This window comes from Bellilinea caldifistulae (assembly GCF_001306055.1).
GTDB classification, from domain to species: Bacteria; Chloroflexota; Anaerolineae; order Anaerolineales; family Anaerolineaceae; genus Bellilinea; species Bellilinea caldifistulae.
Map to the genome: position 1 here is coordinate 210,938 of NZ_LGHJ01000017.1, position 14,059 is coordinate 224,996.

A 14,059-nucleotide genomic window follows, 5' to 3' on the forward strand; every position below is an offset into this window, starting at 1 on the left:
TCATCCTCAATTTCCTCCGGGGCATTTACAGCCCCGGAGGGGTAGGGTTTGAGGGCATCAGCCCGCGCGCTTTGTTGATGATTGTTTGCAGCACGGTCACCATTTCGCTGACGTCAGCGCCGTTGTTCAGGTCTTCAATCGAGAACCTGTTTCCGAACGCCTCGACGACCAGCGAAGCCAGGGCATCGATATCGTTTTCAGTCATGTTGTTGACATCCATGCTTTTCGCCATACGCACAGCTGCCTTGAGGATGCGCCACGGCACAAAAGCGCGGGTGTAGCTCGCTTTGATCTCGTCGTTCTCGTCGTATAGCGTAATTGTGAGCGGTGTACCGACGGTCATATTGTCACCTTATGCAGTCGTAAATTGGATCGCGCCATTGAGTGTTTGACCGTAAATATCCATCACGGCGTATGTCAACAGGTAGTTCGTGGATGCGGTCAGGTTGCTGGTCGGATCAATGGTGATGATCTTCTTGGTAGCATCAAGCGAATTAGATGTGGTAATGACCGTACCATCCGACGACTTGAGGAGCACCACACCGCTGGTGGCGAAGTCCTTTAGGGCATTGTTGAAGGTGAGAGTCAGATTCGCGCTGACCGAAACGCCCGTCGCGTCATTGAGCGGTACGCTGCTCATCAGAGCAAGAGCAGAGATCGAGCCGACACCGGGCACCTGAACAGCGTTGAACCAGTTTGCCCCGTTGAAGTTCGTTGTGTCTTCATCGCCAACCACTCGTTTGACGCTGTCAAAAACGCCGCCGCCAAGATCAAACTTGTAAACCGTTTTGATTGCCGTGAAGGTAAGCTGCAAGGTTTTTGGCTCAGGTTTTTCGCCTTTGGTGGCGGTTTCCTCTTTAGGCATATCGAATTTGCCCTTGAGGTACTGATAGTAGCGGTACTTGCCATTCGACTTCAGGCTGCGAAAACTGAGTGCAAAGTACGGTGCAACTCCCGCATTATCAAACATGCGCCCGGTAGTCGGGTCGAAAACCCGTCCGGTGATTTTGGCCAGCATTTCGATGGGCATGCCGGTTACGGTCAGATTGATTTTGGTATCGCCCTCGCTGGTCATCACATCATAAGGCTGGTCATCCGCATATTGAATTTCGAACGATGTGGTCGGCTCCTGGCTCGCTTCTGCCGCCGGAGCAAGATACTCAGGAGTGTCGGCTGCATAACCGAGAGCATCGTCTTGCGTGACCTCGGCAACGTATAACGAACTCAAGCCAATTTTAGATTTGTATTCTCCAGGGTTTGCCATTTCTTTACTCCTCTTCCAGGTAGTTGAAATCCATCGCCAGACCGTAATGCCTGGTCTCTGGATTGTAGGGTAGTTCGCGTCTCGCCCCTTGCGTGAATCCGGCTGTTTTCATCGCTCCCGCAATATCCGGTAGATTTTTTAGACCATTGCGGCTGTAAACGCTAACCTGCACAAGATATGAGCGGAGCGTTTCGTTGTCGTCGGCGTGCTGGACCGGAGGCGATGAAACCAGGAAGTACACCAGATAGGTGTCCGGGCGCTCCGATTCGCTGTCCACGATCATTGCCCCGGCCGCCATAGGCAATCCGAGAGGGGCAAGCGCATTGTATATCCGTTCCCAGATCGTCATAATACGCCGCTCTCCTCAAGGCTTTCTTTCATAGCATCCCGTGCTTTTTTTCCATCTTCTGCAATCGTTGGCCGTATGTAAGGCTGGGCAGCCATTGAGGATGTTCCGTACTCCTGGGCATTGCCGTAACGGGCAGTATCTGCATCCGTCCAGCCGCGCCTGTGGATCAAACCAACCTCGCAAAACACGAAATTACCGTCCCATTCGGGTCCGAAAATACGGATATTTTCACGCAAATTGCCGGTTCTCACCGGGACGCGATTCCTCATACCCTCTTGCAGTACCTCAGCACCTGCCAGCACGGCTCTTGCAGCTGCCTCATCCACGTCTTTCCCGGCTGCGGCTATTTTTTCGAGATATTCATCCAATCCTTTGAGTGTCAATGTCGCTTTTGTAGCCATTTCAGCCTGCCTTCAATCGCTTTACCTTGATCTCAAGATATTCATTGCGTTCCATGATGTTGTCGATAGATACAATCTCGAAAATTTCGCCGTTTTTATCCACCACCCAGGATTCATCGATGTCAGCCAGATAGCGGATAAGCACAGTAGCAGGAGCAATGGCGCCGGCCATGTCCGCGGTCCATACCTCTCTGCCGTGAGCGTTCTGCCACCTGGCATAAACAGTTGCAACATTGGTATAAACCTCCGTTTTGAATCCGCCGGCATCGGTTGTTACCGTCCGCTTCTTCAGCGTTATTGGCGTGCGCAACTCTCCTGGATTGATCGGCTTATCGTTGATTCTCATAAATCACCGGGTGGAATGATATGCGCTCGAAACCATTTGCCGCTCAGATCACTCGCCACTTGCTTCAGGTGATCATCCAGGCTGATTACAGTTTCGAAACTGGCGGATTGATCACCGCTCAAGCCGATGATTCCCGTTACACTGGCAACAACATCTCCCCTCTTCACGCCCGGCAAAGAAATATATCCTGATCCGGACAATCCTTCGAAGGTGTGATAATTGAGTGCCATTGCTTCGAGCTGGACCAGCGCAGCAGTAAGCCCGTGATTGAGTGTGGCGATACCGGATGCAATCATGCCGGGATTTTCGAACCACAAGACCAGCAGCATGCGCGCGGCATTTTTCGCCTCAGGCGCGATAACCGGGTCTGCGGTCCAATCCCGGCCCGTCGCCCGCTTGATGTAAGCGTCCACCTGCGGCAATAGCCGCAGCATTTCCTCGTTATCGATGGTGCAGCGCAGCACACTGGCCGCTTCAGCAGTAGTCAGTATATTTGCCACAGGTGGACCTCCTCATTAGCCAAGCAGAGTAGCAATCGCTTCCGGTTTGACTGCCTTCACGCCCCAGGCCAGTGCCACCTCGTACGCAATCCGGCGCCGCTGGCGGTACATGGCCACCTGGAACGATATGCCGGTCTGCGGATCGGTGATCACAGTCACATCATCCGCAGCGTCACCGCCCAGGGGCATGGCCGGAACGCGCATCAACAAATGAATGGCAGACCGGCTGAAACCGAGATTGGGAGTGTAGTTATTACCCACAGTGACGGCATTGTTATCCGGAATTGCAACACGCAATCCGGGTTTAGCAATCTTAAAACTGCCGCCAGAAAGCGCAGAGGTAACCACATATTTATTGGCGGTGTCGGCGGCAAAAGTCACAATATCGCCGGCCAGGATGGTGCCGCTGCCGGTGTCAACCGGGATGGTGGTCTCGCCAACCGCCAGACCGGAACCACTGTTTACAAGATATCCCGTTCCGGTGCCTTTGGTATGCAATCCAATTTGTGCACTCTCGCGAATTGCGAAACTAAATACATCCAGCAGGATACCGCGGCGCAGCAAATCAGTGCTGCCGGCCTCGTTGGCTTTGGTCAATTGGGTGAGAGTACGCAGTTTGGCACCGGCTGTGGTATTGATGACCAGCTGCAAATCATTGGTGGGTGCACCGTTATCTTTCAAAATTTTGAGCAAATTTGCAGCGTCGCTCAAATCGGATGCAAACGGCGTGGTGCCGGCCGTGCCGTGTGCCCGGCTCGCTGCCACATAGAGAGCCGCAAGGTCAGTCTCAACTTCATTGGTCAGGGTGCGCATCGCCTGGGCAAACTGGTCGCGCAGGATGATGTCATACAGGCCGCCGAGGGATTTCTGTTCCTCTGCCTCCCAGAAGAAGGTCACCGAACGTACCTTGCTGATAGTCATGAAATCCGAACCGATTGTCACCGCGGACGGATCGGGACCGGTCGCAGCCGGGACAATATCACTTGCAGCATTGGCAGGTACGATCGGGTAGCGCAGCGCCTGGTCTTTGGCGACCTGCTCGCCGCTCGCATCCAGCGTAACCGCCGGAATGAAACCGGTCAGCTCGCGCATGACGATGTCAGCAGCTGCATAGATGGTTGGAATTAAATTGGTGAGTGTATTACCCATTTTGAGCCTCCGTTTTTAGTCTTCGATTTTTCCGCCGGAGCGAATGAACCGCGCTCGATCCACAAGCGACATACGGTCGTACTCCTGACGTTTGATCACCGTTGGTTGATTGTCCACAACCGCCGAATCGGTGGACGAAACAGGAATGAAGTTTTTGGCAATATCATTAGGGCGATTCGCCCGCTGCATTGCTTCATAAAGGGCAACTGCCTCTTCGTGCTTTTTCTGTGCTTCGTCCAGCGCCGAGCGCAGTTCAAGCGCGGCAATTTTCCCTTCTTCCGTCCCGGATACGAAGTGTTCGTGGATTTGATTGGCAATCCGCTGCACTTCTTCTTCAGCCGCAATTACGGCATCGTAAAAAGGTTTCAAGTCTGGCATTACCGTACTCCTTTCTTCAAAATGTTTTGTACTCGCTCATAAAGAACCTGAGCTTCATGTTTCATATCCTCCGTCAGCGCGCTGGATTCCGACGGCAAGATATTTGTGTTTTCCAGGGCTTGTGCAATTGGGGTTGGGAGATTGCTGTAATTGCGCAGGGCATTTACAACAGCTGCGCCCTGAGGCAGCTGGATTGGAATGGGTTTTTCATAGTGGATGATCTCATCTACGAAACCGAGATCAAGTGCCTTTTGCGCATCCATCCAGGTTTCCTCGGTCATCAATCTGGACAACCGTTCTCGCGAGAGACCGGTTTTGCTCACATAGGCATTGAGGATTCCTTCTTTGATGGCTTTCAAAGCATTTGCCATACGGGTGAGGTCTTCGATGTTTAGTTGAGCCATCAGAAACACTACACTGGGATCGTGCACCATGAAGTATCCGGTTTCCTGTATTCTGACCACATCCCCGGCCACGGCTACAACAGTGGCTGCGCTGGCGGCAATGCCGTCAATCTGCACAGTGACTCGACCGGGATAATCGCGAATGATGGTGTGCATCAGACTGGCAGCAATCACATCCCCGCCGTAGGAGTTCAGCCGGATCGTGACAGGACCGCCACCGCCCGTGCGGTATAAATCATCTTTGAACATTTTGGGAGTGATATCGTCATCGAACCAGCTGTATTCGGAGATATATCCGTACAATTCGATCTCCGGCTCACCGGTTTCGCTGTTTTCCGCATTGACAATCCGCCAAAACGGCTCATAGGGTTTTGCATTTCCCTCAAAGCAGCGAATAGGCTGCCTGGTATTCGGTTTGATGTTCTCCACTTTGTCTTCCAGCCCGGCGTCACGCCGGTGGGCTCTCAAATGCGCCTCAACCCCGGCTCGATCTGCATCGGGAATATCCGCCTGGCTCAGCCTGGCTAAAGCGTTGTTCACAGCATTGATATTGGCTGGTGTGTCCGTTCCTGCCTCATGGTGCGGAAATTTATAACTGGTCTTTGCATCAGGGTCGCCTTCATCATCCACCCAGGCGTGCATATAGCGCAAAACATCAGCATCATTCGGCGCCTCGGCCACTTCGGCAGGGCCGTCCCAGTCCGATTCGGTATCCACAGGGGTTTTATGCGGTCTTATTGCTCCCATTTTCACCTTCCTTTTCTCCATCGATTACATCAATGGCCTGGTAATTCATCGGCATGTAATGGCGGTCACCGCCCGGGTAAGCGCTCATATCGTCCTTCTCGCGGGCTTCGTTGGGCGTCATCATGCCGTTCTGAATGCGGATGGCCATTGATTCTGCCCGCGCCTTACTATCCATTCGTAAGAGCGCCTCGCGAATAAACTTGAAATAATGCGTTGCCTGTTCCTCTTGGGACAGCCAGCGAATCCGTGCCGCTTCCTCCCACGGGACCAGATAAGCATCCAGCGTGCCTTGCAGATACTCCAGATACTTCTGTTCGTTAGAGTTGTAGGCTTCCTTCCCGCGATTGAGCATGTGCTCAGGCAGTCCAAAGAAATTACAAATGTCTCGATCGGTAGCATCAATGGATTCAAGAAATTGAGCGTCTTTCAGCTGGATGTGAATCGGCTCGAACTTGGTAATCTTGTTATCGAAAACTGCCAGCCGGTAAGCGTTCTCCGCACCGCTCATCGCCCGTTCGTATTCAAGACGCGCTGCCTGGCGCGCTTCTTTGTTCAATTCCCCTGCAAACTGAATATATGCGGCCGGCAACATACCCTGCGAGTACAGTTTCGATTCGGCCTTGTAAGCCGCCAGCTGCCGGCCAAACGTCTCCCGGGCAAATGTGATCACTCCGCGGCCGACAAAACCAGTTGCGTCCGGATTGATCAGCAAATGTAGCACCTCCACGGCCGGGATGTAACCTGTAGAACCATTCGAAAAAGTGTGGCGGTACCACAGTTCGCCGTCCAGTGTGAAAACCGGCATGGTGCGATCCGCCGGTAATACCAGTAATTGACGCGGTCCAACAACCGGGGACCAGATATAGGCGTTCCCGTAAAACAACAGCCATTCGATCACTGCCTTTTTGAATTGAAACGGCGTCCAGCCCCAAATATTGGGAGATACCTGTAACAGATAAGCGATATTGCGTGTAACCGGATCAGGCTGTATCTGCTCAACCTGGCGGCCGTTTCGGCGCATTACCTGAAACGGGAGTTTAGCCACATCGTCTGAGATAATATTTTTCGCCCGATAAGCGGTAGCTATTGAATGTGCGCGATAAACCGTTACCTGCTCTCCGGCTTCGGTGGAATATCCATAGGACGGCACGTATTCATAACGCGGCTGCTCTTGAGCCGGCGCCTCTTTCACATTTGCACTCTTCAAAAGTTCTCTAATCAGCATATTTCGCCATCACCTTTCCGATCAGCAAACTCCAGCCGATCAGCATCAGACCACCCACAATCCACGTAACGATCACCGACCAGAGTGATAGGCCATACAGGATACAAATGCACCCGGCCAGCAAAAGCAGATCATCAAAAAATTTGAGTATCTTCATCACATGCCCCATTCTGGATCGAGTATTTTGGCGCTCAGGTCTTCATTCTGGTAATAACGCGCTCTGGCCATCGCAATCACCCACGCGGCCACGTAGTCAATTCGTTTCGTGCGGTCCAGCGATTTGCCTTTATTTTCTTTCACGTATTTGATCAAGCCGCTGCCATTTTTGGCTATGGAAGTATTACCAAAGCACCACGCCGCAACCGGATTCGGTTCGTGGCTGATCTTTTTTTCTTTCAACAGCACCTCAATCTGATTCATCGGGTCGGTCAATTGCACAAATGTTTGCGGAATGCCCACGACGGTCAGCCCTTCCTGCTGTAATTCCTGTAACAACATGGTCGCAAACGCCGGATCGGCATCAACCTCTTTGATGTTGTACAGCGCCTTGAACTCCAGTATCTTGTCACGAATCCGGGTGTAATCTACTACGTTGCCGGGAGTTGGGGTAATCCAGCCTTGTGCTGCCCACTGGTCATACGGCACTTTATCTCTTCGGATGCGGTCTTGCATGTTCTCCTCAGGTATCCAGCCTTCCCAGATGACGCGCCATTCTGAAAGCCCGGGTTGCGGCGGAAAGACCAGCGCCAGTGCGGTCAGATCGGTGGTTGAGGAAAGGTCCAGCCCCATGTAACAATCCATGCCGATCATCTCCGCCCTGCCCCAGCTGCCATTCGTGGAATGGAATAATTCCAATGGCAACCAGCTGGTGAGTTTATAGGTCGGCCACTGGTTTAGGCGTAACCAGCGGAACAGACGCTCGTCCGCAGGGCGCTCTTTCGCCTTCATGGCCGCTTCGCGTATGGTATCAATCTGTATAGTCACCCCCAGGCTCGGATTAGCCTTCTTCCAGTTTTCCTCGTTGTAAATATCATCTCCGTCGTAGGAGTAAATCACTGCGTACCAGGTGGGATCAACAATCTCACCGGCAATGATTCGCCGGGCATATTCGTGCTGTTCCCAGCAAATTGAGACCCGATCCGGGTCATCACCCGCAGTAGTGATGATCCACCAAATCGGCTGCTCGCGCGCATCACCGGCGCCAAACGTCATCACATCCCATAAGTCGCGGTTTGGCTGGGCGTGCAGTTCATCAAATATACAGGCCGAAAGATTCAAGCCGTGCTTCGTATATGCCTCGGCGCTCAGCACCTGATAAAACGTACCGGTCACCTTGTCAATCAGGCGTTTCTTGCTGAGCTGCAACTTGGTGCGCTTTTTCAAAGCAGGCACCTGGTCGATCATGTCCACCGCAACATCAAAGACAATTGAAGCCTGCGAGCGATCGGCGGCGCAGCCGTACACCTCGCCGTTAATTTCGCGATCCGCAAAGGTGTGATACAACCCCGCGGCGGCCGCAAGTTCGCTTTTGCCGTTTTTCTTGGGTATCTCAATATAGACGTATTTGATGATACGTTTCCCGCGCTCATCAACCGTCCCATACACATCCCGCACGATCTGTTTTTCCCAATCAAGCAGCTTGAACGGCTGCCCGTAAAACCGGCCTTTGGTGTGCTTAAGCGATTCGAAAAAGGTAATTGCCCGCTGGGCATGAGCTTCACTGAACATCGAACCTCCGCCTAGCAGGAATAGAAAGAAGAGAATAAATAATCCAAATCGCTTCATGTAGTGCCATTCACAAAATCGCTTACATCATCGAGGAGCTTCTCCAGTTCGTCTTTCGGCTCATCCGGCTCTTTTTTCGCCGGTGCAACTCCAGCCCTTGCTCTAGGAGTCAAGTACAAAGACTGCCGTATCTGTAAGAGCAGTGCGCGCTTGCGATCAGTCCGCGAATCCAGCTTAACGACTACATCGTATGCCTCGACAAGTGTTTCTTCGGATGCCTGTTCAATTTGTAAACTTACCCAGCGGTCATAAGCTGCTTTTCTCATTGCGTCCAGCTCGTGAACCTGCTCGGTTAGGATACAGTAATCCACCAGCAGATCGAAATCCAGCCTGGTTACGATCTCGCCCTCAAGCGACATAAACTCACGCATCAGACGCCGCCAGGTTGCTTCGGCAATTTCATGCCCGCGCAGCCGAGCCGGAGCACTGAGAGGTAAATCACGATTCGGCCGCATGGCCATCTCTCGCGATTCGCGCTCGGTTTTTTCCGCCGCGGTCTCATGTCGCACAATCAGAGCTCTTGGTTTTCTTACCGGCATGTCAGGATTCCTCACGTTGGGATTTTTTTTCGCGCGGATGCCCGCCTGCGCTCGACACCCTCCCATTCAAAACTTTTTCAGCCCCCCTCCCTTTGATTTCTTCAAGCGTCTTACGTGAGTGACAGGACTTGCACAACGATTCAAGAGGAGAATTGAGAAATATTTCGATGTTCCCGCGATGTGGCACAAGGTGATGAACTTCGGTTGCTGGAATATAAAATCCCTGCTGCAAGCATTCCTCGCACCACGGATGATGAGTAAGCCACTGCTCGCGCCGCTTCTGCCACCGCCGGTCATACAACCGCTGATAATCACTCTGCCGTTTCTGTGGAAACGGCTTGTGATCATCGCAGTACCCCTCTATTACCAATTCGGGGCATCCCGGATAACGACAGGGTCTCAAAGCAGCCTTTGGCATGATCACCTCAAATCAACCAGGGTCTGTCCATTGTGCTTTACTGCCATCCAGCCCTCGATCTGGACTTTTGCCCAGACGTTATTTCCATCCTGCTTGATCTCAATAATCTTTCCCTGTATCCCTTTGGGCAGCTGGGTAATTACAGTATGAGTGGTTACTTGCGGCATCGTTCGGAAATTGATTCGGTTGATCCGTACAACCGCTGTTTCGGCTGCAATAGGCTCATCCGACTGTTGTGCGTGGGAGGGCAGGGCAATCAATGCGTCCCACACGCCACTCGATGCCAGGGCAAGCGCATTCTGCAACGACCACCAGCAAACCCCAGCCGCACCGAATTTGACGACTGCCTCGTAAAATGCCGTGATGGATTCCGGAAACACAATTCCGCCGTCGCCATGATACGCTCTGCCAATGGGGACAATCGGTTTATCGGTCACAGCGCGCCACTGCTTCCAGCTCTCTTCGGCATAGCGCACTGCACTGAGAGGATCGTCTCCCCAATTCCAATACATCATCGGCATGCCGAAATCCGCAATGGCCATCGCAGAACGCAATACGGAAACCGGATGCCATACACCTCTACTGGATGGCGACTGGTACATTGCCCACCAGCACCATCCGATCCTGGCGCCGGACTGTTCGCGAAACTTTTGTAATAACTCCTCGGCAGCATGATCAGAATTCGGAACAGCATCAAATTTCGATTCCGCATCGAAAACAAACGCCGACAGACCATAATCATTACAGATGTCCGCAGCCGCAACCGCCTCACCGATTGGATCTGCTCCGTAAACAGCCGCGCCTCCAATGGTCTCAATACCGGCGTCTTTCAGTGCGGATATCAAATCAACCCTCTTTTGGTCACGCCAGTAAACGAGATTGGATGAATGCAATACCGCAGAATCAAAACCGGCGTTTTTTAACTCGGTTGCAATTTTGCTGACTTTACCGCCAAAGCATGAATTGACGTCCCAAATATAAATAGACTTACCGATCATCACCGCTCCCGCTCCACTCGTCCGGTTCCCAGCATGGTTTTTCTCCGAGTTCACCGATCTGCTTGATCAAGTTCTCAATTCCGCGCATAAGCACAATAATCCTGTCCGCGTATCGGTCAACTTGCCTGCGCAGATTTGCAATTTCGTTTTCCTGTTTCTTCACTTTTGCCTCAAGTTCTGCCAGACGATCTTTGAGAGGATTGATCAACGCAAGAGCTGCATCGGTAACCGCATCAGCAGCATCTGCCTGATTCTTTTTTCGGCTTGCAAGATAGACAATGATTCCGCCGGCTACCGTGCTGAGCGCACCCAGAATAGCAACAACGATTCCGTCGGACATTTTCTTAGCCGCGCACATCATTCTTGGAGGGGAAATACGTGCTGATCATCTGGTGGATGTATCCAGCCCCCATCCCAATAGCAATACCCGTGATCACCACGCCAAAAGTTGTCTTTTCCACCGGTGACTCGACAAATCTGCCGGCGAGGTAAATCAAATCGAATTGGTAAACAAAAGCCCCGCCAATACCGGCTGCAACTGCAAAATAGATCAGCGCCCATTTGTATGGCTGAAGCGCCGGAATGTGATCTACGATACGGCCAAATAAAGCCTCAATCAGCGTCTCGCACATAAACGCAAGCAGCAGCAGTAACGTCAATGTGCCAAAAATCTCTCCCGCCATTTTGAACCTCCGGTTTAATAAAAAAAGCCGGTGCTTTCCGCGGCCTCGATTAAAAAATCGAAACCACAGAAAGCCCCGGCTGGTCTGGCCAGCTCCCGACGAGCTAGTTATTTATATTATACAGATAATTGACAAAATTACAACCGATTTTTGATTATTTTTTTTTGGCACTCTCAGATATTCTGGTTTCGATATATACAATCTCCCCGTTTTTTATAACCAGTGATACTTCGCCATGTTTGTGTTCTTTGACAGCCTTTATCCTTTGAGCTAGCTTGATCAGGCGGTCAAGATCGATCACCCCCATGACTTCGTTGATTTGTTCTTCTGTGATTTCTTCCATATTATCAAAATCGAGAATCGCAATACACATATTCTGTAATGCTTTCGGTTGGATCGGTTGATTGAGTATTGATCGCCCAAAAGCCCAGCATATCCAGTTCAATCGTCAATGCAAAAACACCGGTGGCGGAATGTACGACTCGCGGATCGTTAGACAGGATGGTTTCTGATGTTCTGTCCGGCTTTTGCACATTGAAGACGATTGAAGATGGATCAACAAGATTTCCCGCGGAATTGCGAATTTCAACCGTCTTGGTGATTTTAGTCTGTATACGATAGATGTCCATCTGTTACCTCCGCTGTGATTTTCCATTCTGATTGATCGTTTTCAAAATGCTGCCTTTTACCGTCCGCATCATGATTGTTCCTGTTTCATCAATCGTTCCGGCCAAGTTGATTTTATCTGCCCAATTGATGTGCACAGCGTTACCCGGCATGACATTATGCTGCTGGCCGATATTGATAATCTCACATCCCTGTGCCTGCGCAGCATTCATCAAAGTTAGTTCGGTAATTGTGGTTATCTGTATCGTTGAAGAAATCTGATCATGCGCCGTACCGGCAATTGAGGTGGCATGCTGCTGAATTACCTGAACGGTCGCGGCAATTTGAATGCCCGCAACCGCGGCGGGTAAAACCTGCTGGGCTTGCGTAATGGTCATTAGTCCAGAGGCCTGCTGCTGGTATGAATTACTGATTATTGAAGCATGTATCTGTGTTAAAGATATTTGTTGTGATACCTGCTCCTGCCGGACATTGTTCAAAGTCAGTGCACCTGATGAAAGCACATCGAATGATCGGGATGTAGTCCAGTTTCCCCAGCTGTTTGACCCTGCTGGGTCCATCCCGCGCACCCGCCAGAAATGCGTACCTAAAGATGGCCATGAGGTTGTCAGGCGTATTGTATCGCCGCTGTTAAATGGGTCTGTATCGGCTGGAGTCGTCTGATTCGCAAAGCCAGAATCAACATTAGACGTTACCATCGTCTCGGCAAGCACCTCGCGGACGCGGTACCAGGCATCATCCGTAATGCGAGGGCCGTTATTCGTCGAGTTGGCGCCGTCCAGGTACACATTACCCGCGGATGTCGCGGCAGACGTGCCGGCCGTTGTGATGGCAAGGGCGTTGTTTGTATTTGTGTCGTTTGGCCGCCAATCCAGAACGATGATGTAAAACTTACCCGGTTCGAGGCGAATACGGTTTGCACCGGTAAAGGCAAGCGTTTTCCAACCAAGATCGGCCGCACCGGGGTTGTATAGATATATTTCGGATTGTGCCAGCCAGCCCGGCGTCGGTGTGTTCGCCGCATCGGCCGCTCCTACCGGATAAAGACCCGGCAAGGCCTCCCAGGTAACCGTACCATCCGTTACTTCAGTTCCAGATGGTACCGTCTTCCACGCAACACCGTTCCCCGGCCAGGCCGGCTCTGATGCCGCACTTGTTCCCGCAATTTTACAGCGGTAAACAAAGTGCAAGTCGGCATTGGCGGTGCTGGTTGGGCGAACAATCTGTCCGACCGTATAAGCGGTGGACGGCGACCAAACCGGCGGAACCGGATTTACCGGATAACCGGCTGCCTCATATACTCTGGCCAGGTAATAGCCGTTGGTCAGCTCCGGCGTGGTTTCGTGCGGTCCAAAACGGAAGTCCACCGAATCCAGAATTCCACCGGCTGCCTGGAATCCCATACCCAGACGGTCATCAACCTGCCAGTACCCTTCCCACGTTGTTATGGCCACCGGGTTGGGATGTATGGTTGTTCCCGCTCCGGATGGTTGCTCACTCGTTACAACCGTGCCGCTCTGGAAAAGAGCATTATCGGCTATCTCAACCTGATATGTGATGCTGTCGTTATCCGGGTCTGTGCCGGCAAAGTCCAGCTGCACCGGCGAACTTAATTGTGCCTGATCGGGTGTGATCAGGGATACATCAGGAGGAAGGTTGGGCGGTGCCTGCTGCTCCGAGACGGCAAAGAGAATTCCGATCCAGGTACTGTTATCGATGGCTGCCGTTTTGTTTCCCGTTGCTCCGGCGGTGGATTGTAAGACGTGAGCTCCGGCAAGCCGGTTGATGGCCAGCGTCGTGGTCATGCCGGACGGCGTAAAGTTGACAGAGTTCGCTGACCAGTTCGCCGCCATCATCACCAGGCTGTTATTGTGCGTGGTAGTAATTCCGGTCGCTGTGACGGTCGTTCCAGTCCCGATATTATCGGACGGCGTGCCGTCGATCGGCGTAGTCGAATCTGCTCCCGAAAGGCGCACCATAATTCCGCGCCGCGACGATCCGGTTACATTGATGTTGAAGGTGTGCGATGATGGCTCGCCCACCTGAGCAATACGAACTAACACGGCAAGGCCCTGCTGATTGTTGGAGTGCTGCCGCTGCCGCACAAGAGTCCATCCCGAAGCAGAGGCACTGAACGTTCCTGAAGTAAATGCACAGGAAACGAATGCAACCAGCACCTCGCCAGCCTGCACGCCAGCGGGAGTATTGACGACTATAGTCGTACCGCTTCCGCCGGGTACAGCACT

At 52.2% G+C, this 14,059-nt stretch carries 20 protein-coding genes; all 20 read right to left on the reverse strand.

The window, feature by feature from the left end:
- Positions 1-25 precede the first annotated feature (25 nt).
- The gene (gene gpG, locus AC812_RS12135; protein ID WP_061918821.1) at positions 26-343 is read right to left on the reverse strand and encodes a phage tail assembly chaperone G; all 318 of its coding nucleotides are present in this window, start codon (positions 341-343) and stop codon (positions 26-28) included.
- Between the two features lie 9 nt (positions 344-352).
- Entirely contained in the window at positions 353-1,264 is a 912-nt protein-coding gene (locus tag AC812_RS12140) for a major tail protein (protein WP_061918823.1), read from the reverse strand.
- Between the two features lie 4 nt (positions 1,265-1,268).
- A complete protein-coding gene (locus AC812_RS12145) occupies positions 1,269-1,613 on the reverse strand; it encodes a hypothetical protein (RefSeq protein ID WP_061918826.1) in 345 nt (114 codons plus the stop codon).
- The gene (locus AC812_RS12150; protein WP_061918828.1) at positions 1,610-2,014 is read right to left on the reverse strand and encodes an HK97-gp10 family putative phage morphogenesis protein; all 405 of its coding nucleotides are present in this window, start codon (positions 2,012-2,014) and stop codon (positions 1,610-1,612) included. The genes AC812_RS12145 and AC812_RS12150 overlap by 4 nt, the downstream gene beginning before the upstream one ends.
- A gap of 1 nt (position 2,015) precedes the next feature.
- Positions 2,016-2,360 carry a phage head closure protein gene (locus tag AC812_RS12155; RefSeq protein WP_061918830.1) on the reverse strand — a complete coding sequence of 115 codons (345 nt, stop codon included), beginning with the start codon at positions 2,358-2,360 and terminating at the stop codon, positions 2,016-2,018.
- The gene (locus AC812_RS12160; RefSeq protein ID WP_061918832.1) at positions 2,357-2,860 is read right to left on the reverse strand and encodes a head-tail connector protein; all 504 of its coding nucleotides are present in this window, start codon (positions 2,858-2,860) and stop codon (positions 2,357-2,359) included. The genes AC812_RS12155 and AC812_RS12160 overlap by 4 nt, the downstream gene beginning before the upstream one ends.
- Positions 2,861-2,875: 15 nt before the next feature.
- Positions 2,876-4,009 (reverse strand): major capsid protein, encoded by a 1,134-nt coding sequence (locus AC812_RS12165; protein ID WP_061918834.1) that lies wholly within the window; start codon positions 4,007-4,009, stop codon positions 2,876-2,878.
- 15 nt (positions 4,010-4,024) lie between these two features.
- Positions 4,025-4,387 carry a hypothetical protein gene (locus AC812_RS12170; protein WP_061918836.1) on the reverse strand — a complete coding sequence of 121 codons (363 nt, stop codon included), beginning with the start codon at positions 4,385-4,387 and terminating at the stop codon, positions 4,025-4,027.
- Positions 4,387-5,538, reverse strand: coding sequence for a head maturation protease, ClpP-related (locus AC812_RS12175; protein ID WP_061918838.1), 1,152 nt, complete (start codon positions 5,536-5,538; stop codon positions 4,387-4,389). Before AC812_RS12175 ends, AC812_RS12170 begins: the two co-directional genes overlap by 1 nt.
- On the reverse strand, positions 5,516-6,763 hold the full coding sequence (locus tag AC812_RS12180; protein WP_061918840.1) for a phage portal protein: 1,248 nt from the start codon (positions 6,761-6,763) through the stop codon (positions 5,516-5,518). Before AC812_RS12180 ends, AC812_RS12175 begins: the two co-directional genes overlap by 23 nt.
- Complete coding sequence (locus AC812_RS17630; RefSeq protein WP_157235457.1) at positions 6,753-6,920, reverse strand: hypothetical protein; 168 nt, start codon at positions 6,918-6,920, stop codon at positions 6,753-6,755. The genes AC812_RS12180 and AC812_RS17630 overlap by 11 nt, the downstream gene beginning before the upstream one ends.
- Entirely contained in the window at positions 6,920-8,491 is a 1,572-nt protein-coding gene (locus tag AC812_RS12185) for a terminase large subunit (protein WP_061918844.1), read from the reverse strand. Before AC812_RS12185 ends, AC812_RS17630 begins: the two co-directional genes overlap by 1 nt.
- A gap of 53 nt (positions 8,492-8,544) precedes the next feature.
- On the reverse strand, positions 8,545-9,087 hold the full coding sequence (locus AC812_RS12190; protein WP_061918846.1) for a hypothetical protein: 543 nt from the start codon (positions 9,085-9,087) through the stop codon (positions 8,545-8,547).
- 1 nt (position 9,088) lies between these two features.
- Positions 9,089-9,505, reverse strand: coding sequence for an HNH endonuclease (locus AC812_RS18465; RefSeq protein WP_061918848.1), 417 nt, complete (start codon positions 9,503-9,505; stop codon positions 9,089-9,091).
- Positions 9,506-9,507: 2 nt separating this feature from the next.
- Positions 9,508-10,503, reverse strand: coding sequence for a hypothetical protein (locus AC812_RS12200; protein WP_061918850.1), 996 nt, complete (start codon positions 10,501-10,503; stop codon positions 9,508-9,510).
- A complete protein-coding gene (locus tag AC812_RS12205) occupies positions 10,493-10,843 on the reverse strand; it encodes a hypothetical protein (protein ID WP_061918852.1) in 351 nt (116 codons plus the stop codon). The genes AC812_RS12200 and AC812_RS12205 overlap by 11 nt, the downstream gene beginning before the upstream one ends.
- Positions 10,844-10,847: 4 nt before the next feature.
- Complete coding sequence (locus AC812_RS12210) at positions 10,848-11,186, reverse strand: hypothetical protein (RefSeq protein WP_061918854.1); 339 nt, start codon at positions 11,184-11,186, stop codon at positions 10,848-10,850.
- Between the two features lie 154 nt (positions 11,187-11,340).
- Positions 11,341-11,529 (reverse strand): DUF2292 domain-containing protein, encoded by a 189-nt coding sequence (locus AC812_RS12215; protein WP_061918856.1) that lies wholly within the window; start codon positions 11,527-11,529, stop codon positions 11,341-11,343.
- Between the two features lie 4 nt (positions 11,530-11,533).
- Positions 11,534-11,815: a hypothetical protein gene (locus AC812_RS12220; protein WP_061918858.1), complete on the reverse strand. Its 282-nt coding sequence runs from the start codon at positions 11,813-11,815 to the stop codon at positions 11,534-11,536.
- Between the two features lie 3 nt (positions 11,816-11,818).
- Positions 11,819-13,876 (reverse strand): hypothetical protein, encoded by a 2,058-nt coding sequence (locus AC812_RS12225; RefSeq protein WP_157235463.1) that lies wholly within the window; start codon positions 13,874-13,876, stop codon positions 11,819-11,821.
- Positions 13,877-14,059: the final 183 nt, after the last annotated feature.